The sequence below is a fragment of the Streptomyces sp. NPDC052114 genome (assembly GCF_040680155.1).
Taxonomy (GTDB): Bacteria; Actinomycetota; Actinomycetes; order Streptomycetales; family Streptomycetaceae; genus Streptomyces.
Genome location: NZ_JBFAWC010000001.1, coordinates 107,151 through 130,586 on the forward strand (window position 1 = coordinate 107,151; position 23,436 = coordinate 130,586).

The 23,436-nt window shown below is 70.6% G+C and carries 19 protein-coding genes, 1 tRNA gene and 1 pseudogene; 5 read left to right on the forward strand and 16 right to left on the reverse strand.

Features of this window, described 5'->3' with window-relative positions:
- Nucleotides 1-35 precede the first annotated feature (35 nt).
- The 6 genes from aspT (AB0L89_RS00450) to AB0L89_RS00475 all read right to left on the reverse strand — a co-directional run bounded on the left by aspT (AB0L89_RS00450) (nucleotide 36) and on the right by AB0L89_RS00475 (nucleotide 8,345).
- The gene (aspT, locus tag AB0L89_RS00450) at nucleotides 36-1,739 is read right to left on the reverse strand and encodes an aspartate-alanine antiporter (RefSeq protein WP_365131937.1); all 1,704 of its coding nucleotides are present in this window, start codon (nucleotides 1,737-1,739) and stop codon (nucleotides 36-38) included.
- A gap of 3 nt (nucleotides 1,740-1,742) precedes the next feature.
- The gene (aspT, locus tag AB0L89_RS00455) at nucleotides 1,743-3,419 is read right to left on the reverse strand and encodes an aspartate-alanine antiporter (RefSeq protein WP_365131940.1); all 1,677 of its coding nucleotides are present in this window, start codon (nucleotides 3,417-3,419) and stop codon (nucleotides 1,743-1,745) included.
- A gap of 116 nt (nucleotides 3,420-3,535) precedes the next feature.
- Nucleotides 3,536-5,005, reverse strand: a complete 1,470-nt coding sequence (locus AB0L89_RS00460; RefSeq protein ID WP_365131943.1) for a family 1 glycosylhydrolase — start codon at nucleotides 5,003-5,005, stop codon at nucleotides 3,536-3,538.
- Nucleotides 5,006-5,079: 74 nt separating this feature from the next.
- Entirely contained in the window at nucleotides 5,080-5,967 is an 888-nt protein-coding gene (locus AB0L89_RS00465; RefSeq protein ID WP_365133887.1) for a carbohydrate ABC transporter permease, read from the reverse strand.
- A gap of 21 nt (nucleotides 5,968-5,988) precedes the next feature.
- A complete protein-coding gene (locus AB0L89_RS00470; RefSeq protein WP_365131946.1) occupies nucleotides 5,989-7,005 on the reverse strand; it encodes a sugar ABC transporter permease in 1,017 nt (338 codons plus the stop codon).
- A gap of 5 nt (nucleotides 7,006-7,010) precedes the next feature.
- The gene (locus AB0L89_RS00475; protein WP_365131949.1) at nucleotides 7,011-8,345 is read right to left on the reverse strand and encodes an extracellular solute-binding protein; all 1,335 of its coding nucleotides are present in this window, start codon (nucleotides 8,343-8,345) and stop codon (nucleotides 7,011-7,013) included.
- Between the two features lie 304 nt (nucleotides 8,346-8,649).
- Here AB0L89_RS00475 and AB0L89_RS00480 point away from each other — a divergent pair, with 304 nt between their 5' ends.
- The 3 genes from AB0L89_RS00480 to AB0L89_RS00490 all read left to right on the forward strand — a co-directional run bounded on the left by AB0L89_RS00480 (nucleotide 8,650) and on the right by AB0L89_RS00490 (nucleotide 10,814).
- Complete coding sequence (locus AB0L89_RS00480) at nucleotides 8,650-9,705, forward strand: LacI family DNA-binding transcriptional regulator (protein WP_365131952.1); 1,056 nt, start codon at nucleotides 8,650-8,652, stop codon at nucleotides 9,703-9,705.
- A 278-nt stretch (nucleotides 9,706-9,983) separates the two neighbouring features.
- Complete coding sequence (locus tag AB0L89_RS00485; RefSeq protein ID WP_365131955.1) at nucleotides 9,984-10,595, forward strand: hypothetical protein; 612 nt, start codon at nucleotides 9,984-9,986, stop codon at nucleotides 10,593-10,595.
- 9 nt (nucleotides 10,596-10,604) lie between these two features.
- A complete protein-coding gene (locus AB0L89_RS00490) occupies nucleotides 10,605-10,814 on the forward strand; it encodes a hypothetical protein (protein ID WP_365131958.1) in 210 nt (69 codons plus the stop codon).
- 581 nt (nucleotides 10,815-11,395) lie between these two features.
- Here AB0L89_RS00490 and AB0L89_RS00495 read toward each other — a convergent pair.
- The 5 genes and pseudogenes from AB0L89_RS00495 to AB0L89_RS00515 all read right to left on the reverse strand — a co-directional run.
- Nucleotides 11,396-11,950 (reverse strand): annotated as a pseudogene (locus AB0L89_RS00495) (HAD family hydrolase); the annotation flags it as partial.
- Between the two features lie 90 nt (nucleotides 11,951-12,040).
- Nucleotides 12,041-12,113 (reverse strand) — tRNA-His (locus AB0L89_RS00500).
- A gap of 111 nt (nucleotides 12,114-12,224) precedes the next feature.
- Entirely contained in the window at nucleotides 12,225-12,827 is a 603-nt protein-coding gene (gene orn, locus AB0L89_RS00505; protein WP_365131961.1) for an oligoribonuclease, read from the reverse strand.
- Between the two features lie 10 nt (nucleotides 12,828-12,837).
- Nucleotides 12,838-14,067, reverse strand: a complete 1,230-nt coding sequence (locus AB0L89_RS00510) for a helix-turn-helix domain-containing protein (protein ID WP_365131964.1) — start codon at nucleotides 14,065-14,067, stop codon at nucleotides 12,838-12,840.
- A 396-nt stretch (nucleotides 14,068-14,463) separates the two neighbouring features.
- A complete protein-coding gene (locus AB0L89_RS00515) occupies nucleotides 14,464-14,787 on the reverse strand; it encodes a hypothetical protein (protein ID WP_365131967.1) in 324 nt (107 codons plus the stop codon).
- A gap of 494 nt (nucleotides 14,788-15,281) precedes the next feature.
- Between AB0L89_RS00515 and AB0L89_RS00520 the strand changes: the two genes are divergently transcribed.
- Nucleotides 15,282-15,806, forward strand: a complete 525-nt coding sequence (locus AB0L89_RS00520; RefSeq protein ID WP_365131970.1) for a universal stress protein — start codon at nucleotides 15,282-15,284, stop codon at nucleotides 15,804-15,806.
- 457 nt (nucleotides 15,807-16,263) lie between these two features.
- Here the strand turns inward: AB0L89_RS00520 and glmS are convergent, their stop codons facing one another.
- From glmS to AB0L89_RS00535, 3 genes are all read right to left on the reverse strand, one after another.
- Nucleotides 16,264-18,081 (reverse strand): glutamine--fructose-6-phosphate transaminase (isomerizing), encoded by a 1,818-nt coding sequence (gene glmS / locus AB0L89_RS00525; RefSeq protein WP_365131973.1) that lies wholly within the window; start codon nucleotides 18,079-18,081, stop codon nucleotides 16,264-16,266.
- Nucleotides 18,082-18,139: 58 nt separating this feature from the next.
- On the reverse strand, nucleotides 18,140-18,397 hold the full coding sequence (locus AB0L89_RS00530) for a hypothetical protein (protein WP_055698481.1): 258 nt from the start codon (nucleotides 18,395-18,397) through the stop codon (nucleotides 18,140-18,142).
- Between the two features lie 274 nt (nucleotides 18,398-18,671).
- Nucleotides 18,672-19,562, reverse strand: coding sequence for a DUF4429 domain-containing protein (locus AB0L89_RS00535; RefSeq protein ID WP_365131976.1), 891 nt, complete (start codon nucleotides 19,560-19,562; stop codon nucleotides 18,672-18,674).
- A 210-nt stretch (nucleotides 19,563-19,772) separates the two neighbouring features.
- Between AB0L89_RS00535 and AB0L89_RS00540 the strand changes: the two genes are divergently transcribed.
- Nucleotides 19,773-21,335 carry a beta-N-acetylhexosaminidase gene (locus AB0L89_RS00540; protein WP_365131979.1) on the forward strand — a complete coding sequence of 521 codons (1,563 nt, stop codon included), beginning with the start codon at nucleotides 19,773-19,775 and terminating at the stop codon, nucleotides 21,333-21,335.
- Here the strand turns inward: AB0L89_RS00540 and AB0L89_RS00545 are convergent.
- Together AB0L89_RS00545 and AB0L89_RS00550 are read right to left on the reverse strand one after the other, a co-directional pair.
- Nucleotides 21,299-21,970: a GNAT family N-acetyltransferase gene (locus AB0L89_RS00545; RefSeq protein WP_365131982.1), complete on the reverse strand. Its 672-nt coding sequence runs from the start codon at nucleotides 21,968-21,970 to the stop codon at nucleotides 21,299-21,301. The genes AB0L89_RS00540 and AB0L89_RS00545 overlap by 37 nt on opposite strands.
- Nucleotides 21,954-23,378: an aspartate aminotransferase family protein gene (locus AB0L89_RS00550; protein ID WP_365131984.1), complete on the reverse strand. Its 1,425-nt coding sequence runs from the start codon at nucleotides 23,376-23,378 to the stop codon at nucleotides 21,954-21,956. Before AB0L89_RS00550 ends, AB0L89_RS00545 begins: the two co-directional genes overlap by 17 nt.
- Nucleotides 23,379-23,436: the final 58 nt, after the last annotated feature.

A 23,436-nucleotide genomic window follows, 5' to 3' on the forward strand; every position in this document is an offset into this window, starting at 1 on the left:
TACGAGAAGTCGGTGACTACGAGAAGTCGGTGTACTCAGTGGTGGAGGAGGACGATGACGGCGCCCCAGATCGTCAGGAGGACGTTGCCGACGGCATACGGGATCGTGTAACCGAGCGTCGGTACCTGGGACTTGGACTGTTCGTTGATCGCGCCGATCGCCGCCGTGGTGGTCTGGCCGCCGGCCAGGACGCCCATCAGGATCGGGAAGCGGATCTTCTGTACGTAGTGGCCGAAGAGGAAGCCGACGATCAGCGGGATCACGGTGGCGACCGCGCCGAAGACGAGGAGCCCCCAGCCCGCCGAGGAGAGGCCGCTGGTGAAGCTCGGCCCGGCGTTCAGGCCGACGACCGCGACGAACAGACAGAGCCCGAGCGTGTCCATGAACCACTGGGCGCCGGGCGGGACATTGCCGTACGTCGGGTACTTGCCGCGGATCCAGCCGAAGACCAGGCCCATGATGAGCGCGCCGCCGGAGGTGGAGAGCGAGATCGGCACGCCGCCCGCGGTCAGGGCCGGGATCCCGACGCAGCCGCCGAGGAAGATGCCGAGGCCGACCCAGAGCATGTCGGTGGCGAACGACGTCGGCACCGGTTTGCCGATCTCCCTGCCCGCCGGGTCCACCAGTCGCTTGGGCCCGGTGAGGGTGAGGGTGTCGCCGCGCTCCAGCTTGGTGGAGAGCCGGTAGGGGAAGTCGGCGCCGGAGCGGTACACCTTGTCGACGTAGACGCCGACCATGAAGGGCTCCGCCCGCAACTCGCCGATCGTCCTGCCGAGTTGCGCCTTGTCCGAGACGACGACGTGCAGCGTCTCGGTCTGGTAGCCGAGCAGCTCGACGTCGTCGGCCTCGCCGCCCACGTGGGTGCGCGCGTCATAGGTGACCAGGTCGCCGCGGAGGGCGCTCATGGCCACGACGTCGCCCTCGCGCAGCACGGTCTTCTGGTCGTGCGGCAGGACGGTGCCCTCGCGCCGCACGCCGGTGATGTAGAGGCGGCGGCCCAGCTGCTTCTGCTGGTCCTCGAAGTCGTCGATGGTGCGGCCGACCACGTCGGGCCGCTCGACGCGGTAGGCGCGCAGGACCACCTCGTAGTAGCCCTCGCCGAGGTCGGGGTCGTCGGCCGGGGCGTCCAACTCCTTGGCGAGCGCCGCCGATTCGGCGGCGAGGTCCTTGCGGTAGAGCTTCGGCAGGACGTTGGCCAGGAGCATCGCGCACAGGATCGTGCCGAGCGGGTAGCAGACGGCGTACCCGACGGCGACGAGGTTCTCCTGCTCCTTGACGGCGCCCGAGGAGAGCCCCGGCAGATTGCCGATGGCGTCCTGCGCGACACCGATCACGGCGGACTGGGTGAGCGCCCCGCCGAGGAGGCCCGCCGAGAGGCCGGGACCGTAGCCGAGCATGGCCGCGAAGCCCCAGCAGACGAGCAGGCCCGTCACACAGACCACGACGGCGTTGAGGACCTGCGGCAGGCCGTCCTTCTTCAGGCCGCGGAAGAACTGCGGGCCGACCTTGTAGCCGAGCGCGAACAGGAACATCGTGAAGAAGAGGTTCTTCACCGTCCCGTCGATCGTCACCTTGAACTGCGCACCGAGCAGCAGTCCCGCGACCAGGCAGCCGGTGACCGCGCCGAGCGCGATGGCCTTGTAGCGCAGCTTCCCGAAGAGGAAGCCGAGCGCGACGGTGATGAAGACCAGCAGTTCGGGGTGGGGCTGGAAGATGTTCCGGTTGAGGAAGTCGATCATTTCTCACGCTCCGAGGACGCCGACGAGGATCGGCCCGGTCAGGGGGAGCAGGAAGTTGGAGAGGGCATAGGTGATCGTGTAGCCGAGCATCGGCACGGAGCTCTGGGCCACCTGGGTGACCGAGGTGATCGCGGGGGTCGAGCACTGCTGGCCCGCGATGGCTCCGATGAGCAGCGGCTTCTCGATCTTCAGGAGCTTGCGCCCGACGACCAGGGAGAGGGTCGCGGGGACGAGGACCATGGCGATCCCGGCGAACGGGAGCAGCGCCCCGTACTCCTTGAGCAGCGGCCAGGCCTGCGGCCCGGACACCAGCCCCGTACAGGCGATGAAGACCGCGAGGCCCATGTCCTTGATGGTCCCGGCGGCCTGCGGCGGGAAGGCGCCGAAGGTCTGCTTGCGGGAGCGGAACCAGCCGAAGAGCAGCCCGGAGATCAGACAGCCGCCGCCGGTGCCGAGCGACATCGGTACGTCGCCGAACTTCACGACGACCTGTCCGAGCAGGGAGCCCGCCGCGATGCCGAGACCCAGATAGATGAAGTCGGTGGCGTCGTTCTTGACGACCGCGCCGATCCGGGCGACCAGCTTGTTCAGTCCGGAGCGGGCGCCGACCAGGGTGAGCACGTCGCCGCGGCGCAGCGTCGTGTCGCCGGCCGCGGGCAGGTGCTGGTCGCCGCGGAGCACCTCGGTGACGTACACGCCGTCCGCGGCGAACTCGGGGTGGGCCTGCTGGAGCTGGTCGACGGTGAGGCCGTCCGTCGCCTTCTCGGTGACGGCGACCTGGCTGGTGGCGAGCGGGGTGTCGACGCCGGGGATGCCGGGGGTCTCGGGGCCGATGAGGCGGCCCGCCTCGATCACGTTGGCGCGCCGGCCGACCAGGAGGACCAGGTCGGAGAGGGTCAGCTCCAGGCCGGGCGCGGGGGTCAGCAGCCTGCTGCCGCGCTTGACGGCCTCGACGGTGATGCGGCCGTCGAGCTCGGACTCCAGGGCGCCGACGGTCCGGCCGTCGCCCGCCGTCACCAGATAGGTCCGGCCGACCATGCCGGGCAGCGCGGCGCGCTCGTCGGCCTCCAGGCCGCCGCCCCCGCGCATCTTCTCCCACAGCTCGCGCGAGGCGTCCCGGAGGTTGACGCGCAGCAGCATCGGCATGATCTGGCTGGTGTAGATCACGATGGTGATCAGGCCGAAGAGATAGCAGACGGTGTACGCGGTGGCGACGTGCCCCTGGTACTCGGTGATCTGCGCCTGGGTGAGGTCGCCCAGCTTGGCGATCGACTCGGTGGCCGTGCCGACCACGGCGGACTCGGTGGCGGCGCCCGCGAGGATGCCCGAGGCCGTGCCCACGTCCAGGTCGAACGCCTTGGCCAGGCCGAACGCGATGGCCAGGACACAGACCAGCTCGATCCCGCAGAGCGCGAAGAAGCGCAGGCTCCTGCGGTTGAGGTTGGCGAAGAACTGGGGGCCCGCCATGTAGCCGAGGGCGAAGATGAACAGCGCGAAGAAGATCGTCTTGACGTCGTCGGAGACGGTGACCTCGGTCCAGGCGCCCAGCAGCAGCGAGACGATCAGCGTGCCGCAGATGCCGCCGAGGGTGATGGGTCCGACGCGGAGCTTGCCCACCAGGTAGCCGAGGGCGAGGCAGAGGAAGAGCGCGAGCTCGGGATGGTCGCGGAGGACTCCCACGGGCACTCACCGTGCCCGTTCTGTGGCTTTAGGTATGTAATGCGGCATATCCGCAAAATAAGGAGCCGAGTGGGAGGCTGCCACTCGGCTCCGCGCGGACCCCGCCGGGTGGCGGGTCAGCCCATCCCGTGCTCCCTCGGCAGCTCACCGGAGGCGGCGACCTTCGCGTACCAGTGGGCGCTCGACTTCGGGGTGCGGGCCTGCGTCGCGTAGTCGACGTGGACCGCGCCGAACCGCTTGCTGTAGCCGTACGCCCATTCGAAGTTGTCGAGCAGCGACCAGAGGTAGTAGCCGCGGACGTCGGCGCCCTCCGCGATCGCCTCGTGCACGGCGGCGAGGTGGCCGTGCAGATAGCGGATGCGCTCGGGGTCGTGGACCTGGCCGCCGGGACCCGGCCGGTCGTCGTAGGCCGCGCCGTTCTCCGTCACATAGAGGGGAACCCCGGGGGCCTGAGCGGTGTACTCAAGGAGAAGGTCCTTCAGACCGGTCGGATCCACCGGCCAGTCCATCGCGGTGAGTTCACCGGGCGCCCGGTGGAAGAGGACGTGTTCGTCGGCGCCCGGCCAGGGGGAGTGGTCGCTCGCGCCGTGCCCGTCGGGGCGCGGCCGGCCGTTCCCCTCGGACCCGTCGGTCTCGACGGCCGACACGACAGCGGGGGAGTAGTAGTTGATGCCGAGGAAGTCGAGCGGGTGCCGGGCGATGCGCAGATCGCCGTCCCCGACGAAGGCCCAGTCCGTGACGCCCGCGGTGTCGGCCAGCAGGTCGTCGTCGTACGCGCCGTGCAGCATCGGCCCGGTGAAGACGCGGTTGGCCAGCGCGTCGATCCGGCGCCGCGCGTCCTGGTCGGCCGCGGAGGCGGTGAGCGGGCGCACGGCGCTCGGATTGAGGCTGACGCCGATCCGCGCGCGGCCCGGCAGCGTGTCGCGCAGCGCCTGCGCGCCCAGGCCGTGCGCGAGGTTGAGGTGGTGAGCCGCGCGCAGGGCGGCCGCGGGATCGGTGCGGCCCGGGGCGTGCACCCCCGAGCCGTAGCCGAGGAAGGCGCTGCACCACGGCTCGTTGAGCGTCGTCCACATCTCCACGCGGTCCCCGAGCGCACCGGCCACGATCCCGGCGTACTCCGCGAAGCGGTAGGCGGTGTCGCGCTCCGGCCAGCCGCCGCCGGCCGCCGAGCCGCTGGGGAAGGCGTCCTCCAGCTCCTGGGGCAGGTCCCAGTGGTAGAGGGTGACCATCGGCCGGATGCCGTGCGCGAGCAGTTCGTCGACGAGCGCGCGGTAGAAGTCGAGCCCGCGCTGCACGGCGGGCCCGCGCCCGGTGGGCTGCACCCGCGACCACGACACCGAGAAGCGGTACGAGGACAGCCCCAGGTCCGCCATGAGGCGCACGTCGTCGCGCCACCGGTGGTAGTGGTCGACGGCGATGTCCCCCGTGTCGCCGCCGAGCACCTTGCCGGGCGTATGGCTGAAGGTGTCCCAGATGGAAGGGGTGCGGCCGTCCGCCCGCACGGCCCCCTCGATCTGGTACGCGGCGGTCGCGGCGCCCCACAGAAAGCCGGCGGGAAAGGTCGAGTTCACGGTGGACGAAGACATAGGAGCGCTCCCATGAGTCGTACGGAAAGGAGGAGTTGACGCGGCCGACGGCGCCGCGGGGCGGGTCGGCCGGGTCAGCCCTTGACCGCGCCCTGCATGATCCCGCCCACGATCTGCTTGCCGAACAGCACGAACGCGAGCAGCAGCGGCAGCGTCCCGAGCAGCGCGCCCGCCATGATCACGGACTGATCCGGGATGTTCCCGCGGCCGAGCCCGGCGAGCGCCACCTGCACGGTCGGCTCGCCCTCCTGGGTCAGGGCGATGATCGGCCAGAAGAAGTCGTTCCACGCCATGACGAAGGTGAGCATGGCCAGGACCGCCATCGCGGGGCGCGCGGCCGGGAAGACCACGTGCCAGATCACCCGCCAACTGCTCGCCCCGTCCACCCGGGCGGCCTCGATCAGCTCGGTGGGCAGCGCCTCCTTGAGGTACTGCCGCATGAAGAACACCCCGAAGGCGCTGACGAGGGTGGGCAGGATCACGGACTGCAGCTGATCGGTCCAGCCCAGCTTCGCCACCACCATGAACAGCGGTACGACGCTGAGCTGCGGCGGCACCATCATCGTGCCGATCACGAGCAGCATCAGAAAGCCGCGGAAGCGGAAGCGGAGCTTGGCGAAGGCGAAGCCCGCGAGGGTGGAGAAGAGCACGGTGCCCAGCGTGATGGTGCCGGCCACCACCAGGGTGTTCAGCAGGGCGGCGCTCATGTTGGCGTCCGTCCAGGCGATCTCCAGGTTCTTGAAGAGATTGCCGCCGAACCAGAAGGGAGGAGGAGTCTCGGCGAGCCGGGTGTTGTTGCGCGAGGCCGCGATCGCCGTCCACACCAGCGGGAAGAGCGAGCCGACGGTGAACAGGACGAGGACGGCGTAGGTGAGCTTGCCGCCGTGCAGCTGGCGCCCCGCGCCCCGCTTCCCGGGGCGGCGCGTGTCCTTCGTGCCCGGCCTGCGGGGCCGGGTGGACAGAGTGGTGGTCACGTCATCCCCTCACGCGCTCTTGCGGATCCGGCGGCTGATGGCCCAGTTCACGAGACCGATCAGCACGAGAATCAGGAACATCGTCCAGGCGATCGCCGAGGACCGGCCGAGGTGCTGGTTGAACCAGCCCTGCTCGTAGAGGTAGAGGCCGAGCGTCTGGAACTGGTGGTCGGAGCCGCCGGTGGGGCTCGCGCCCTGGCTGAACAGCAGTGGCTCACCGAAGAGTTGGGTCGCCCCGATCGTCGAGACCACACAGGTGAACAGGATCGTCGGCCGCAGCGAAGGGATCGTGACGTGCCGGAACTGCTGCCAGCGGCTCGCCCCGTCGAGGGCCGCCGACTCGTAGAGGTCGTGCGGGATGGCCTGCATCGCCGCCAGATAGATGAGGGCGTTGTAGCCGGTCCACCGCCAGATCACGATGGCGGACACGGCGAACTGCGCGCTCCAGTCGCCGTTCTGCCAGTCGACCGCATCGATCCCGATCAGGCCGAGACCCCAGTTGATCATCCCGTGGTCGGTGCGGCTGAACATCAGCACGAAGACGAGGGTCGCCGCGGCCACCGACGTGGCGTACGGGGTCAGGATCGCGACCCGGAAGAACATCGAGCCGCGCAGCCGGTAGTTGAGGAGGTGGGCCAGGCCCAGCGCCATCAGGAGCTGGGGCACGGTGGACAGGAGCCCGATGGTGAAGGTGTTGCGCAGCGCGTTCCAGAAGAACTCGTCGTCCCAGAGCCGGGAGAAGTTGCGCAGCCCCACCCACTCCATGTCGGTGGGCGCGCCCAGCTCCACGCGGTGCAGCGAGGCCCACCCCGTATAGAGCAGCGGGAAGAGCCCGAAGGCGACGAAGAAGAGGAAGAAGGGGGCGATGAAGGCGTAGGGGCTCCACTTGACGTCCCAGCGGTAGCGCCGGCTGCGCCGGGCCCTGCGGCGCTCCTCGGCGGGGTCGGCGGACCCCGTGGCGGCCTTGGTGCGGGGCGCCGCGCCCTCCTCCTGCGAGGGCGCGGCGGTGCTGGCGTCGCTCGTCATCCCGGTCACTGGTCCAAAGCGTTGTCGATCGTCTTCACGGCCTTGTCCCAGGCCTCGTCGGGAGCGGTTCCCTTCTGGTCGACGCCGAGCATCCCGGTGTCGGCCAGGTACTGGGAGATGATCCCGTCCTTGGGGCCGATGGGCTGGACCGGCACGCCCTCGGCGGCCTTGGAGAAGATCTGGCCCACGGGGGCGTTGCCGAAGTAGGGGTTCTTGGCGTCCTTCACCTCGGGCAGGTCATAGGCGGCGTCGGCGCTCGGGAAGCTCGCCCGCTCGTCGAACAGCTTGGCGAGCTGCTGGGGCTCGGTCAGCCAGGCGGCGAGCTCAGCGGCCTCCTCCTTGTTCTTGCCCGCCTCGGGCACGGTCAGGAAGGAGCCGCCCCAGTTGCCGGGCTTCGGGGAGGCGGCGACGTCCCAGGTGTCCTCGCCCTTGTCGCCGGCCTTGTCCTTGATGTAGCCGAGCATCCAGGGCGGGCACGTCAGCGTGGCGAAGGAGCCGTTGGAGATCGCCTGGTCCCAACTGGGCTGGAACTGCTGGAGCTTGGCGGTCAGGCCCGACTCGGCGAAGTCGGCGGCGAGGTCCCAGCCCTCCTTCACCGCGGGGCTGTCCTTGTAGATCAGCTCCCCGTCCTTGTCGTAGAACTTCTCCGTGCCCGAGGCGTGCACGGCCGCCATCACGCCCGTCGCGCCGTCCACGAAGGAGGTGCCCTTGGGGGCCTTGGCCTGGTACCGCTTGCCCGCGGCGAGGTACTTCTTCCAGTCGCCCGCCCAGAGCTTGCCGACCTCCTCGCGGTCGGTGGGCAGACCGGCCTTCTCGAAGAGGTCCTTGCGGTAACAGATGCCGGTGGGGCCGATGTCGGTGCCGAGCCCGATGGTCCTGCCGTCCTTGGTGGTGCCCTGCTGCCACTTCCAGTCCAGGAAGTCGCCCTTGTCGACGCCCTTCACCTTGCCGAGGTCCATCAGCTTGGCGGAGTGCGTGGTGGTCAGCTCGGCGATGTTGCCGACCTCGACGGCCTGGATGTCGGAGAGGCCGCTGCCGCTGCTGAGGTGGGTGAGCAGCGCGGGCCAGTAGTTCTCGTTGCGCTGCACGGAGTTCTGCTTGATCTTGATGTCCGGGTGGAGCTTCTCGTACTCCTTGTAGAGACCGGCCTCCTGCAGACCGAAGGCGCCGAAGACGCCGATCGTGAGGGTGGTCCTGCCCTCGCCGCCTCCGCCTCCGCCGCCCGAGGAGCCGCCCGGCTCCTCCTTGTCCGCGGCGCAGCCGGCGAGCAGACCGGCGGTGAGGGCGGTGGCGGCCGCGAGGGCCGCCATCGAGCGGGACGTACGAGTCCTGTAGCGCATTGCGTCCTCCTCGTTCCTTGACGTGCCGACCGCCCTCGGTCAACTGGAGTGATGGGACTGCGAGTTGGGGATATCCGGCGTGGGCGGGGGACGTGCGGGTCGGGTAAGAGCCAGATAGAATGGGAGCGCTCCCATGTGTGATGTCTTGAAGAGTCGCGGCTCGCCGCGGGGGTGTCAAGGCGACGGACGCCAAGAGTTGAAGGCATCCGGCGAGCGGTGACCGAGCCGTGTCGGGGTGCGGGGCGGGCCGTGGGTCCGGCCCGGGTGACCGGCTGTTAGATTCGCGTCGTTGGGAGGCAGGGAGATGGGGACTCGTCAGCCCAGGGGGCGGAGCGGGGGGCGTCCCACGCTCGAAGAGGTCGCGGTCCGCGCCGGCGTCGGCCGCGGCACCGTGTCGCGGGTGATCAACGGCTCGCCGCGCGTGAGCGAACGCACCAGGGCCGCCGTCGAGGAGGCGGTGGCCGAGCTCGGTTATGTTCCGAACACGGCGGCCAGGGCGCTGGCGGCCAATCGCACGGACTCGATCGCGGTCGTCGTCCCCGAGCCGGAGTCGCGCTTCTTCGCCGAGCCGTACTTCTCGGACATCATCCACGGCGTGGGCCAGGCCCTCGCCGACACGGACATGCAGCTCCTGCTCACCTTCGCGGGCGGTGACCGCGAGCGCAGGCGCCTCGCCCAGTACCTGGCCGCGCACCGCGTGGACGGCGTCCTGCTGGTCTCGGTACACGCGGACGACCCGCTGCCCGACCTGCTGGAGCAGCTGGAGATCCCCGCGGTGATCAGCGGCCGCAGATCGGCGGACGAGACGCTGGCCTCGGTGGACTCGGACAACTTCGCGGGGGCCCGCGCGGCCGTCGACCACCTGCTGGCCCGCGGCCGCCGCGCGATAGCCACGATCACCGGCCGCCTGGACGTGTTCGGCGCCCAGCGCCGCCTGGACGGATATCGCGACGCCCTGGAGAGCGCGGGCCACGAGGTCGACGAGACGCTGATCGTGCAGGGCGACTTCACCGAGGAGGGCGGCCGCCGCGCGATGACCGAGCTCCTGGAGCGCGCCCCGGCCCTGGACGCGGTCTTCGCGGGCTCGGACGTGATGGCGGCGGGCGCCCGCCAGGTCCTGCGCACCGCGGGCCGCCGGATACCGGAGGACGTGGCCCTGGTCGGCTTCGACGACTCGGCGATCGCCCGGCACATGGACCCGCCCCTGACGAGCGTGCGCCAGCCGATCACCCAGATGGGCCGCACCATGACGGACGTCCTCCTCGGCGAGATCGCAACCCCCCACCCACCGACCCCCCGCCGCCCGCACCGCCCCCAGATCGTGCTGCCGACGGAGCTGGTGGAGCGGGCGTCGTCCTGAGGGCAGGGGTGCGCCCCTCGTGGGCGTGCCCCGTATCGGCATGACCCTCGTCACATGAAGAGGGAAAGTGCCGGTAAAGGAAAGGTCAAGGGGTCGGTCACCCAAGTGCACGCGAGACGCGGCACGTTGACCACGGGCCCGCCTCACCGAAGCGGCCCGCCTTCGCTTCCTTCGCCGCTTCTCGCCCGGCCCGCCCCATGAATCCAAGTTCGACACGTCTGTAGAAGGTCGTTACGGTCTCCTCCGAACTGTTTCGCGCAAACCTATGGGGGGTTGACGTGCGCGCATTCTCCGCAGCCGTCATGGCAGGAGTTTCCACCGCCGCTCTGATCGCCGTCGGTACTTCTCCGGCGTACGCGTCCGAGGACATTCCGTCCGACTACTCGGGCGAAGTGCTCGCCGACGATGTCGTCATCGAGGACATTCCCGGTGAAGAGGTGACCCCGGAGGAAGAGGAAGAAGTAAAGGCGCCCGACTACTCCGAGCTGCCTGACGGCGCACTGCGGTCCGCGACCGGCTCCACGGCGCTCGGCGTCTTTACGTACTCCCACGGCGGAGTAACCATCAAGGTGCCGTCCGGCTGCTTCCTGACCCACTCGGTCAAGGGCTCGGGCAAGAAGGTCAGCAGCCAGCTCGCCGGCGTCGACTGCGTGGGCCCCGCGGCGCTCGGCTCGCGGTTCTGCAATGCCCGCCTCGAATTCCATTACGCCGACACCGCGGGCAAGACGTACAAGATCAAGCGAGGACCGCTGCGGACGAAGTGTTACACGGGAACATTCCCCACCTATAAGATCGGGGCGCACACGCTGCCCAAGTACGGAAAGGCCTGTGCGCAGCTTTTCATCAATGGCAGCCGCAAAGCCGTGCAGTGCCACTTCATCACCAAGTAGGCGTTGATCGTGAACAGGGCGTACAGCTCCCGTAACTGGTGGACCGAGATGGCGGTCGGTGTGCTCGTCACCCTCGTCTGCACCGCGCTGCTGCTCGGTGTCGGCATCTGGGCACTGGAGGGCCGCGGCGGCACCGTGAACCTCCTGAGCTGCCTCGTCCCCGGCCTGGCGGTGGGCATCTGGTCGGCCCGCCGCTACCGCCGCCGCCACACCGCCTGACCACACCCGGAAGGTGCCCCCGTCGGGCGCCTTCCGGTGTCGGTCTCATCGTGCTCCCCCTCGGGGGGAGCCCCGGGCGATGTGCACCAAGGCGGTGTCCGGAGCCCGGCATCGGGGCCTCGTCGATGTGGTCGTGGCCGAGGCACACCGCGACGGACAACTCGTGTCCGCGCACGGACTCCGGACCGAACGCCGTACCCAAGTACGTCGCCTCCGGCGCCCGTGCACTCAGGAGCCGCGCCAGGGCGATGTGCGAGCGCCCCCTGTCGGCGTCACCATCCCGACCTGCGACGACCGCCGCGCGCATGTGCAGCGCGCCCCGGGCCGCAGCCGTAGCCCTGTCTGTCACGGCGGGCGCGATGTCGACCGCGACCTCCAGCGTGCGTGCGCCCGCAGCATGAGCCGTGCGCTCAGGTCGTGTGCGCCGCACTTGTACGCCACCGCGTCCACCGTGCTCGCCGAGATGTCCGGCAGCGCGGCGTGGACACGGGGCTCCGTGCCGGTGAAGGAGCCGTCCAGGCGAGCGGCATCCAGTCCGAGGGCGGCCTGGCTCCGGTTCTTCGCGCGGCGAGCCTCGTGGGTCAGGTCGTCACGATGGGCAGGAGGTCCATGAGGGACTCGATGCGGTAGTCCGCCGCCGCGACGACCTCGGGATCCGCGTGCCACAGGTGACCCCACGGGCCGCGCCGCAGATGCGCCGTACGCAGCCCGGCCGCGTGCGCGGGCAGCGTGTCGTTCTGTGGGTGGTCGCCCACGTACAGGATCTCGTGGGCCGGGGCGTCGGCCTCGGCGACGAGCCGCTCGAAGAACGCGGGAGAGGGCTTCGCGACGCCCCACTCCCCGGACACGGCGATCAGGTCCGCGGGCAGGTCCAGGGCGCGCAGCAGCTCGCCCGCCTTCACCGTCTGATTGCCGGCGACGACGACGCGTACACCGGCGTCACGCAGCGCGGACAGGGCGGGACGGACGTCCTCGTACGCGTCGGTCTCGTCGAGGTGCTCGCCGCGTCCGGCCTCCTCGCGGGCCCGATACGCCGAGGGGATGTCGATGCCCGGCTGGATGAGACGGAGCGCCTCGGCGTTGTCTTTCCCCTGGGCGACCACGGCCCCGACGAGCGCGGAGACGGTATGGCGCGGGTCACATGGGGTCCCGGTAATCGGTACGCCGGGAATCAGGGAACGAAAAAGACCCGGCCTGCTTTCGCAGGCCGGGTCCTGATTCATCAGGGTGAGTGACGGGACTTGAACCCGCGGCCACCTGGACCACAACCAGGTGCTCTACCAACTGAGCTACACCCACCATGCCCGGTCTTTTGTCGTTCTTCTGACCGGCCGAGAAAAAGTGTACAGGGTCCGAAGGGGTGCTCGCGCACACGTTTTCCGGACCCCGTACGAGAGGCCTCCCGCGGGGCTACTCCGCAGGCAGGACGTGCTTGGCCGCGATCGACTTCGCCGTGTCCGAGTCGGGGCCGGGCTGCGGGACGAAGATCGCCTCGCGGTAGTAGCGGAGCTCGGCGATCGACTCGCGGATGTCGGCGAGCGCGCGGTGGTTGCCGTTCTTGTCCGGGCTGTTGAAGTACGCCCTCGGGTACCAGCGCCGGGCCAGCTCCTTGATGGAGGAGACGTCGACGATCCGGTAGTGGAGGTACTCCTCCAGTGTCCGCATGTCCCGCAGCAGGAAGCCGCGGTCGGTGCCGACCGAGTTTCCGCACAGCGGAGCCTTCCGCGGCTCCTTGACGTGCTCACGTACATACGCCAGGACCTGCTCCTCGGCGTCGGCCAGCGTGGTGCCGCCGGCCAGCTCGTCGAGGAGCCCCGAGGTGGTGTGCATGGTGCGCACCACCTCGGGCATGGTCTCCAGCGCCGCGTCCGGCGGGCGGATCACGATGTCCACCCCTTCGCCGAGCACGTTCAGTTCCGAGTCGGTGACCAGTGCGGCCACCTCGATAAGTGCGTCATCCGTCAGCGAGAGCCCGGTCATCTCGCAGTCGATCCACACCATGCGATCGTTCATGCGTCTTACCCTACGGCGCACTCCTCTGCCCGGGCAGAGGCGCACGACCTGGCGCGTACGCGTCCGAGTGCGGCTTGCCGGGCTCGGTGGGCAAGGAGGCCGAGGGACCGAGCGCGCTGGCTGCCGCCGTGCGCCTGGTCTGTGTCGGCACCGGGCCCGCCTCCACCAGCGTGGGCATGGACTGCGCGGTCACCGCGGCGGCCTCCAGGGCCCGCTCGCCCTGCGGCCTGCGGGCGCGGTAGGCGGCCCGGTAGGCAGCGGGGGACGAACCCAGCTGGCGCCGGAAGTGACCCCGCAGCGCCACCGGCGAGCGGAACCCGCAGCGGCCCGCGACCTCGTCGACGGAGTAGTCGGAGGTCTCCAGCAGCCGCTGCGCCTGCAGCACCCGCTGGGTGATCAGCCACTGCAGGGGCGCGCTGCCGGTGAGCGAGCGGAACCTGCGGTCGAAGGTCCGCCTGCTCATGTACGCACGCGCGGCCAGCGTCTCCACGTCGAACTGCTCGTGGAGATGCTCCAGCGCCCAGGCGACGACCTCGGCGAGCGGGTCGGCGCCGATCTCCTCCGGTAAAGACCTGTCGAGATAGCGCTCCTGGCCGCCGGCCCGGCGCGGGGGCACGACAAGCCTGCGGGCGAGCGCGCCCGCCGCTTCGTTGCCGTGATCCGTGCGCACGATGTGCAGACAGAGATCAATTCCGGCCGCGGTGCCGGCACTCGTCAGGACGTCTCCGTCGTCGACGAACAGCTCGCGCGGATCCACGTGGACGGACGGATAGCGCTTCGCGAGCGTCGGCGCGTACATCCAGTGGGTGGTCGCCGGACGTCCGTCAAGGAGTCCGGCCGCCGCGAGCACGAAAGCGCCCGTGCACAGCCCGACGATCCGGGCGCCCTCCTCGTGGGCGCGGCGCAGCGCGTCGAGCGCCTCCGGCGGTGGCGGCGATGTGATCGACCGCCAGGCCGGTACGACCACCGTGCCCGCCCGGCTGATCGCCTCCAGGCCTTGTGGCGCGGTGAGTTCGAGTCCGCCGGTGGTCCGCAGGGGCCCCTCCTCGCCGGCGCACACGAGCAGCCGGTAGCGGGGGACGCCGGCGTCCTGCCGGTCGATGCCGAATACGGAGAGCGGTATGGAACTCTCGAAGATGGGACCGCCGCTGAAGAGCAGCACCGCTACGATCTCCCGGCGGCGACGCCCCGAGAGCTTCCGAGCCGCGGCCTCAGGCGCAGCAGTGGAGTCGTGGCTCATGGTGCTAAACCCCCCTCGGTCGTCGCGGCTCCCTGTTCTTGACGTGCTTGTTGGGCCTGTCGCTCCTGCACGTTTCCCCTCGGTCCTCCACCAGTCCCCCGCCGTAATACAGTCAAGATCGAATCTACTGTGTCCCGTGCCGCCGGGGTGACCAGTTCAGCACCCGGTGGATTGTCGACATGGCAACTTGGCGTGAAGCATTCGATCACGAAGCGTTGCACTCGGGGAGCTTGCTGGGAAGTGGGCCTCGGCTCCGTGGCCGGTCCCCATAGGGTGCGCGCGCCTCCGGAGCGGCTTTCAGCCCTGGTCGGACGGGGGTTGGGGGCCTGTTCGGCCAAGGAATGCATCGCTCCCCGAAGTTGGCTGAAAAGCTACGGGAGCGTGTGTGTGAATCAGTCAGTCGACCGGCGCACCTTCGGCATGTCGACGCGTGCCCCTGTGCGCCCCGGAGGCCGTCCTGCCGTGCCGTCCGCGGTTCCCGCTGTTCTGTTCTGCAAGCAGTCGCGCGGCACCTCGCTCGGACTGTCGCAGGAGCAGCCGGCAGACCCCGGTGACGGCCACGAGGCCGAGCGCGGAGCCGGCGGCGCCCGCCAGTGAGGTGCCGTACCCCACGAGCACGACGGGAACCAGTACGCAGCTGAACGCGGCCCAGCGGACCACGTCGCTCGCCGAGTCCTGCGGGGGCGCCTGCTGCGGCTCCTGGGCGCGTGGTGCGGGCACGCCGGCGGGGCGGCGCTCGTGCGCCCCCTCGGGCGGCCGCCGGCGGCCGTGCGCCGAGTGGTGCCGGCCTTGCCGGACTTGCTCGGGTGAATCAGAGCGACGGGTGGAAGGTGGCGACGCGGTCGAGGGTCCAGGCACGGCGTGCTCCCTGTGGCGGTGGCGTACGGAGGTTCAACGCGTGGTCCTTCGGTGGGTCACTGGGAGTGGCGTGAGACCGCGTCCGGACGGGTGGGCAAACCGCCTGTAGGAGGCAGCAACCATTGCCATACGGGCGAGGCTCATGCATGCTCCGGTGAACGCCGGGGAGGTGCGGTACAAGGCCCGGCGCGGGCCCGTTCGGGCCCTGCGTGAGCTCTGGGCAGGAGAGGAGTGTCGCCGTACCCTTGGGGGTATGGGGTTGGGAAGATGATTCCCGGACGACCTTCATGGTCCTGAACTTCCGCACCACCCGAAAAGCCGCCCCTCCCACAGAGGACTCCTTCGCCGAGACACCGATGGCCGGTCACGAATTCTCCGAACCCGCGGACCGCAAGCGGCAGGTCGCCGATCCCACGACGACCCCCCGAGCGGCGGAAGAACCGCGTCACTCCTGCGATCCCGCCTTTCGGCACGGTGTCGTCGTCGGTTTCGACGGCTCGACGTCCAGTGAGCGGGCCCTCGCCTATGCGATCGGCATGGCCCACCGCTCGGGCTCGGGTCTGATCATCGTCCATGTCGCCAACCGGCTGCCCACCACGGTGTGGGCGGGGTGCGAGCCCCCGGTCTTCGTCGACGTGCCGGACCACCGCACCGAGGTGCTCGGCCTCGAACTGGCCTGCGCGGAGTACCTGTCCGAGGTGCCGTGGATCCTCGTCGAGCGCGGCGGCGACATCTGCCACGAGCTGGAGGAGGTCGGCCGCGAGTACAGCGCGGACGCGATCGTCGTCGGCTCCACGCACGGCATCGTCGGCCGCATCTTCGGCTCCGTCGCGGGACGCCTCGCGCGGCGGGCGCAGCGGCCCGTCGTCGTCATTCCCTGACCCTTCCGCACCCCAGGTGGGGCGGGGGAGCGGCGTGCTCAACTCCCGTGCGTGCGCGGTGTGGTGAGGTGGGGCGAACGGATAAATCTACCCGTGCGTAGAGGTGCTTTGTTCGCTTGTGAAGGGTACATAAAGGCCACCGGCGTCCCCTCCGCGGTCCCGGCACGGCACCACCGCACGACTGCACAGGAAAGGGGCCCGCCGTGGACGACGACGTCTCTGCGGGAAGCGCCACCTCGACTCTCGGCCATCTCGCCCTCGGGCTCGCCCGGCACGGCGCGACGGCCGCACTCGCCCACTGGCCGACGGCTCTCCCGGGGCGCCCTGCCGGCCGGGGAGTGACGGCCGCCGGCTGAGCCGGGCGCGGGTCGGGGTAATGGGCGACCCCGGCCCCTGAAGAACGACCCCCTGTGTGCTGGTGGCACGCACAGGGGGTCGTTCACTTGGTGGACGCGGCCTACTCCACCGTCACCGACTTCGCCAGGTTGCGCGGCTTGTCGATGTCGCGGCCCAGCGCCAACGCCGTGTGGTAGGCGAGGAGTTGGAGCGGGATGCCCATGAGGATCGGGTCCAGCTCGTTCTCGTTCTTCGGGACGACGATCGTCTGGTCGGCCTTCTCCTGCTCCTGGTGCGCGACCGCGAGGATCTTGCCGCTGCGGGCCTTGATCTCCTCCAGGGCGGCGCGGTTCTTCTCCAGCAGGTCGTCGTCCGGGACGATCGCGACCGTCGGCAGCGCGGGCTCGATGAGGGCGAGCGGGCCGTGCTTCAGCTCGGAGGCCGGGTACGCCTCGGCGTGGATGTAGGAGACCTCCTTGAGCTTGAGGGAGGCCTCGCGGGCCACGGGGTAGCCCCGTACGCGCCCGATGAAGAGCATCGAGCGGGCGTCCGCGTACTGCTTGGCGGTCTTCTTGATCTCGTCCTCCTGCTTGAGGATCTCCGAGATCTGGCCGGGCAGCTTGCGCAGGCCCTCGATGATCCGCTTGCCGTCGGAGACCGACAGGTCACGGATGCGGCCCAGGTGCAGGGCGAGCAGCGCGAAGGCGACCGTGGTGTTGGTGAAGCACTTGGTGGAGACGACGCAGACCTCCGGGCCCGCGTGGACGTACACGCCCGCGTCCGCCTCGCGGGCGATCGCGGAACCGACCACGTTCACCACGCCGAGGACGCGCGCGCCCTTGCGCTTGAGCTCCTGGACGGCGGCCAGCACGTCGTACGTCTCACCGGACTGGGAGACCGCGATGTAGAGGGTGTCGGGGTCCACGACCGGGTTGCGGTAGCGGAACTCGGACGCGGGCTCGGCGTCGGCGGGGATGCGGGCCAGCTCCTCGATCATCTGGGCGCCGATCATGCCCGCGTGGTACGAGGTGCCGCAGCCCAGGATCTTGACGCGGCGCACCTTGCGGGCGTCGTGCGCGTCGAGGTTGAGGCCGCCGAGGTGCACGGTGGAGAAGCGGTCGTCGATGCGGCCGCGCAGCACGCGGTCCACCGCGTCGGGCTGCTCGAAGATCTCCTTGTGCATGTACGTGTCGTGGCCGCCCATGTCGTACGACTCGGCCTCCCACTCCACGGTGGTCGGCGAGGCGGTCGTGCGGGAGCCCTCGGTGGTGTACGTGCGGTAGTCGTCGGCCTTGATGGTGGCCATCTCGCCGTCGTCGAGGGTGACGACCTGGCGGGTGTGCGAGACGAGGGCCGCGACGTCCGAGGCGACGAACATCTCCTTCTCGCCGATGCCGAGGACGACGGGGGAGCCGTTGCGGGCGACGACGATGCGGTCGTTGAAGTCGGCGTGCAGGACGGCGATGCCGTAGGTGCCCTCGATGTGGCGCAGGGCCTCGCGGACCTTCTCCTCAAGCGTGTCCGCCTGGGAGCGGGCGACGAGGTGGGTGAGGACCTCGGTGTCGGTCTCGGAGAGGAACTCGACGCCGTCGGCGGTGAGCTTGGCGCGCAGCTCGGAGGCGTTGTCGATGATGCCGTTGTGGACGACGGCGACCTTGTTGTCCTGGGACAGGTGCGGGTGGGCGTTCTCGTCGGAGGGGGCGCCGTGGGTGGCCCAGCGGGTGTGGGCGATGCCGGTCGTGCCCTTGAAGCGGGCGGGGACCCTGGCCTCCAGGTCGCGGACGCGGCCCTTGGCCTTGACCATCTTCAGGCCCGCGGCCTTGGGGCTGGTGACGGCGATGCCCGCGGAGTCGTAGCCGCGGTACTCCAGGCGCTGGAGGCCTTCGAGGAGCAGCGGGGCGACGTCACGCTTGCCGATATATCCGACGATTCCGCACATAGAGGGTTTCCTAGTCGTAGAGGGTGGTCGTGATCCTGCGGCGCCGGGCGTCCGCGGCCTAGCCGTAGACGATGCGGCGCAGCTGTCTGAGCGTGAGCTCGGGCGGGGCGACCGCGCGGTACGCGAGATCCGCCGAGATCCGCTCGAAGATCGCCGCGTTCAGCAGGCCCTGACCCTGCAGTTCGCGGTGGCGGCGACGGACGAACTGCTCGGTCGTCTCGTCGAAGTAGGCGAGCACGTCCTGGACGACCCGCAGGGCTTCGCCCCGCTGGAGCGGGGTGCTGCGGGTGAGGTGGTCCACCAGGTCGTCGTGCATTCGTTGATCCTGGGGTATCGGGTGCCCGTTCGCAAGAATCCTGCCCGGATTCGGGCAGGGGCGTGTCGGAATGGGCCAGGAATCCCGCCGGAACGGGGCACGAGGTGGCGCGAAGGGGGCCCGCACGCGCCGGAGGGCGGCGTTTCCGTGCGCGTGGATGGCGCTTCCGTGCGCGGCGGGTGGCTTTCCCGTACGCCGGTGGGCGGGGCGCGTGTCCCGCCGAAGGTGCTCGCGTCCGGAGGTGGGGACGGGGAACGCGCCCCGTCGGGCGCGCTCACATCCGCTTCAGGACCGCCTGCTTCGCCACGCTGAACTCCTCGTCCGTGAGGATCCCGGACTGGTGCAGCTCGCCCAGCTCCCGCAGCCGGCGCAGCAGCGCGTCGTGGTCGTCGCCCGCGGGCGACGGGGACGCGGCCGCGGTCAGGGCGGGCGCGGCGTCGGCCGCCGCCCGCGCGGGGCCCGGCCCCGTGGGGTGCGGAAGGCGGGCCTGGACCGCCGCCGCGATCAGCGCCATGAGCGGGTCCTTCTTGAAGCCCCACAGCTCGACGGAGTTCGGGTCGTACTTCGGCGGGGCCTTGGTCGGGGCGTTGCGCACGGTGAAGCGGAGGTAGCCGTTCTCCAGGCCGGCCGCCGGCTGCCACTCCACCGCCGCGACATCGGCGAGCGCCAGCGACCGGGTGCCGGAGGCGGACTTCGCCTCCTCCGTCTTCCAGTTCCACTCCAGGCGGATGTGCTCCCCGTCGAAGCTCGCCGTGCCGTCCCCGGCCGAGACGGACAGCGGCACGGCGGGGCCCGACAGGAGATAGGCCTCGCAGGACGCGGCCGGCACCTGTTCGATCAGATGGGCGTTGCGCACCTCGTCGACCAGATACTCCGCGACCCCGTACCGGTCCGGCTCCACCGTCAGCTGGTAGGGGTCCGCGGAGTCCGTCAGCTTGCCGCCCGTCGCCTGGAGCAGCGGGTCGGCGCCGTCCCGCAGCCGCAGCCTCAACCGGCCCGACTTCTTGCCCTGTTCGAAGGCGATGCCCGCCAACGCCTTGAGGGGCACGGCCAGTTCGCCCAGCGTCTTGCGCAGCAGGGACACGTTCTTGTCGCGGCCCGGCACGAGGCGCAGCGTCTCCCCGTCGAACGTCCAGGTCCCGTCGCGCTGGATGATTTCCGCCATGCAGGGATTCTCGCACCGACCACCGGGCGAAGTGGTCTACACCCCTTGACCCCTTGTGGGGGCCGGGTTACCAATGAGGACCGTTCGATTGCGATGCACCACAGATGCGCCAGTGCGGCGCCGGCCCGTCGAAGGGACCCGCTTGTGAGACTGCACAAGAGATCGACACGAGTCCGACGCATCCCCCGCCTCCTCGGTTCGCTGCTGCTCGTGGCGGCCGCCGGAATCTCCTGCTTCGCGGCCGCCCCCTCCTCGCGGGCGTCCGGTCCCGAGGTCACCCCGCTCGGCCAGGTGGTGCCCGCCCCCGCGAAGGTCCAACCGGGCGGGCCCGGCTACGAGATCACCGCCAGGACCCGCATCCGGGTCGGCTCCGGCGCGCAGGAGCGCCGCGTCGGCGAGTACCTCGCCGAGGTGCTGCGCCCCTCCACCGGCTACAAGCTGCCCGTCACCTCCGGCAAGGGCGGCGACGGCATCCGGCTGCGGATCAGCACCGAGCCGGCGGACAAGGCGCTGGGCGAGGAGGGCTACCGCGTGATCTCCTCGCGCGGCTCCCTCACCATCACCGCACGGACGGGCGCCGGGCTCTTCCACGGCGTCCAGACCGTGCGCCAGCACCTGCCCGCCGCCGTCGAGAAGAAGACCGCGCAGCGCGGCCCGTGGCGGATCGCGGGCGGCACCGTCGAGGACGAGCCGCGCTACGACTACCGCTCCACGATGCTCGACGTCTCGCGGCACTTCTTCACCGTCGACCAGGTCAAGCGCTACATCGACCAGGCCGCGCTCTACAAGATGAACAAGCTGCACCTGCACCTCAGCGACGACCAGGGCTGGCGCATCGCCATCGACTCCTGGCCGCGCCTCGCGACGTACGGCGGCTCCACCCAGGTCGGCGGCGGCAAGGGCGGCTTCTACACGAAGGCGCAGTACAAGGAGATCGTCGCCTACGCCGCGTCGCGGTACATGGAGGTCGTCCCCGAGATCGACATGCCGGGGCACACCAACGCCGCGCTCGCCTCGTACGCGGAGCTGAACTGCGACGGCGTCGCCCCGCCGCTGTACACCGGCACCGAGGTCGGCTTCAGCTCGCTGTGCGTGAAGAAGGACGTGACGTACGACTTCGTGGACGACGTGATCCGCGAGCTCGCCGCGCTGACGCCCGGCAAGTACCTCCACATCGGCGGTGACGAGGCGCACTCCACCAGTCACGAGGACTTCGTCGCCTTCATGGACAAGGTGCAGCCGGTGGTCGCCAAGTACGGCAAGACGGTCATGGGCTGGCACCAGCTGACCGGCGCCAGGCCCGCGAAGGGCGCCGTCGCGCAGTACTGGGGCTACGACAGGACCGGCGCCGCCGAGCGAGAGCAGGTCGTGAACGCCGCGAAGAACGGCACCAAGCTGGTCCTCTCGCCGGCCGACCGCGCCTACATCGACCACAAGTACACCAAGGACACCCCGCTCGGGCTTTCCTGGGCGGGTTACGTCGAGGTGCAGCGGTCCTACGACTGGGACCCGGGCACGTACCTCCAGGGCGCGCCCGCGGACGCGGTCCTCGGTGTCGAGGCGCCGCTGTGGACGGAGACCCTCTCCACCCCGGACCAGCTGGAGTACATGGCCTTCCCGCGGCTGCCCGGCATCGCCGAGCTCGGCTGGTCGCCCGCGGCCACGCACGACTGGGACGCGTACAAGACGCGGCTCGCCGCGCAGGCCCCGCGCTGGGACGCGCTCGGCATCGACTTCTACAAGTCGCCGCAGGTGCCCTGGCCCGCCAAGTAGGGCGTACGGGGACGGGGCCGGGGAGGACCGTCTCCCCGGCCCCGTCCGGTCCGGGCGGACCGGCCCGCGCGGACGGCCGTCGCCGCCGCGAACCGGTCCCGGGTGCAGAAGCTGAGCAGGGCCTCCTTCTCCGGCTTCTGCACGAGGGTCTGCGCGCGGAACCCGGCGGCCTCGTTGCGGGCGTGGGCCGCCCGGTCGCGCACGTCGGGCTCGACCACGACCCGCTCGGTCGCCGGGTCGGCGAACAGTTCGCGCAGCACCGCCGTGAGCGCGCCGAGGCCGAAGCCGGGGATGTGGACGTGGGACGGCGCGGCCAGCAGATGCGTGCCGACGTCGCCGGGCAACGGGTCGTAGAGGCCGACGAGTTCGACGTACCGGGGGTCGTAGCGCTCCATCAGGAAGGCCGGCACGCCCCGGTACAGACCGAGGAAGGCGTCGCGGTGCTCGGCGGCCGCGACGGCCATGTACGCGCGCTCGACGTCGGGGAGCTTGGCGTGCTGCATCAGCCAGGACGCGGACGCGGGGTGGGTGACCCAGTCGTGGACCAGCTCGGACTCGGTCAGGGGGTCGAGGGGGCGCAGCGCGAAGCCGTCCGGGTCGGCGGTGCGGATGCGCGGGTCAGCAGGCGCGGTCAAGGCTCTCTCCCAGGTACCGCTCGGCGTGGTCGGCGATCAGGTCGAGGACGGCCGCGAGGTCGGCGGCGGTCGTCTCCGGGTTGAGCAGGGTGAACTTCAGGTACTGGCGGTCGCCCGCCTTGGCGCCCGCCACCACCGCGTCACCGGCGGCGAACAGCGCCTTGCGGGCGTAGAGGTTGGCGCGGTCGATGGCGGCGGGCGCGCAGATCGCCGCGGGGATGTAGCGGAAGGTCAGCGTGGACAGCTGCGGCTCGGCCACGACGTCGAAGCGGGGGTCGGCGGCGAGCAGCCGCCAGCCCTCGGTGGCCCGCTCGCAGACCTCGTCGAAGAGGTCGCCGACGGCGTCCGCGCCCATCACGCGCAGCGTCATCCACAGCTTCAGGGCGTCGAAGCGCCGGTCCGTCTGGAGGGACTTGCCCGCCTGGTCGGGGGTGCGGTCCCGGGCCGTGCCGGACAGCGCGCCGCGGTCGCGCACCAGCAGCGCCGACGAACCCACCGGCTGGAAGAAGGACTTGTGGAAGTCCACGGTCACGGAGTCGGCGCGCTCGATGCCGTCGAGGAGGTGCCGGTTCCTGCGGGAGGCCAGCAGCCCGCAGCCGTACGCAGCGTCCACGTGCAGCCAGGTGCCGTACTGCGCGCACAGGGCGGCGGTCTCGGGCAGCGGGTCGATGGAGCCGAAGTCGGTGGTGCCCGCCGTCGCGACGACCGCCATGGGGGAGAGGCCGTCGCGGCGGCAGCGCTCCAGGGCGCGGGCGAGGGCCACGGTCTGCAGGCGTTTGTCGCGGTCGGTGGGGATCGTCACGACGGCGTCCGCGCCGAGGCCGAGCAGCCGGGCCGCCCGCCGGACGCCGGCGTGGTCGGCCTCGGAGACGAAGACGCGCAGGGACGCCAGGTCGCGCTCCCCGGCGGCCGTGGTGGCCTCTGCGGCCTCGCGGGCCAGCAGCAGGGCCTGGAGGTTCGACTGGGCACCGTCGCTGGTGAACACCCCGTCGGCGGCGGGGCCGAGGCCGAGCCGCTCGGCGGTCCAGCCGATCAGGCGGCGCTCGATGAGGGTGGCGCCCGTGGAGCGGTCCCAGGTGTCGAGGCAGGAGTTGACGGCGGAGAGCACGGCCTCGCCGAGGACGGCGGGGATGACGGGCGGGGCGGTGAGGTGGGCCAGGTGGCGGGGGTGGTGGAGGTACACGGCGTCGCGCAGGTACAGCTCGTCGAGCTCGTCGAGCGCGGCGACGGTGTCGTGCAGGGGCTCGTCCAGGTCGACCGCGCCGACGCGGGGGGCGAGGTCCTCGGCGGTGATCCCGGTGAACGGGCGGGAGGCGGCGGCGAGTCGGTCCGCCACCCGCTCGACTCCTTCGGTCACGGAGCCGCGGTACCGCTCCACGGTGGTGTCGTTGAGCAGGTGCGAGCGCATGAACTGTCCTCTGGGGTGAGGGGTCTTGAAAGGTGAGGTAAGCCTAACCTAACTTCTT

What these genes read in the sequence shown, in the direction of transcription:
- aspT (WP_365131937.1), bottom strand. Translation starts at nt 1,739, where the DNA reads ATGATCGACTTCCTCAACCGGAACATCTTCCAGCCCCACCCCGAACTG.
- AB0L89_RS00460 (WP_365131943.1), bottom strand. Translation starts at nt 5,005, where the DNA reads ATGTCTTCGTCCACCGTGAACTCGACCTTTCCCGCCGGCTTTCTGTGG.
- AB0L89_RS00470 (WP_365131946.1), bottom strand. Translation starts at nt 7,005, where the DNA reads ATGACGAGCGACGCCAGCACCGCCGCGCCCTCGCAGGAGGAGGGCGCG.
- AB0L89_RS00475 (WP_365131949.1), bottom strand. Translation starts at nt 8,345, where the DNA reads ATGCGCTACAGGACTCGTACGTCCCGCTCGATGGCGGCCCTCGCGGCC.
- AB0L89_RS00480 (WP_365131952.1), top strand. Translation starts at nt 8,650, where the DNA reads ATGGGGACTCGTCAGCCCAGGGGGCGGAGCGGGGGGCGTCCCACGCTC.
- orn (WP_365131961.1), bottom strand. Translation starts at nt 12,827, where the DNA reads ATGAACGATCGCATGGTGTGGATCGACTGCGAGATGACCGGGCTCTCG.
- AB0L89_RS00510 (WP_365131964.1), bottom strand. Translation starts at nt 14,067, where the DNA reads ATGAGCCACGACTCCACTGCTGCGCCTGAGGCCGCGGCTCGGAAGCTC.
- AB0L89_RS00520 (WP_365131970.1), top strand. Translation starts at nt 15,282, where the DNA reads ATGGCCGGTCACGAATTCTCCGAACCCGCGGACCGCAAGCGGCAGGTC.
- glmS (WP_365131973.1), bottom strand. Translation starts at nt 18,081, where the DNA reads ATGTGCGGAATCGTCGGATATATCGGCAAGCGTGACGTCGCCCCGCTG.
- AB0L89_RS00530 (WP_055698481.1), bottom strand. Translation starts at nt 18,397, where the DNA reads ATGCACGACGACCTGGTGGACCACCTCACCCGCAGCACCCCGCTCCAG.
- AB0L89_RS00535 (WP_365131976.1), bottom strand. Translation starts at nt 19,562, where the DNA reads ATGGCGGAAATCATCCAGCGCGACGGGACCTGGACGTTCGACGGGGAG.
- AB0L89_RS00550 (WP_365131984.1), bottom strand. Translation starts at nt 23,378, where the DNA reads ATGCGCTCGCACCTGCTCAACGACACCACCGTGGAGCGGTACCGCGGC.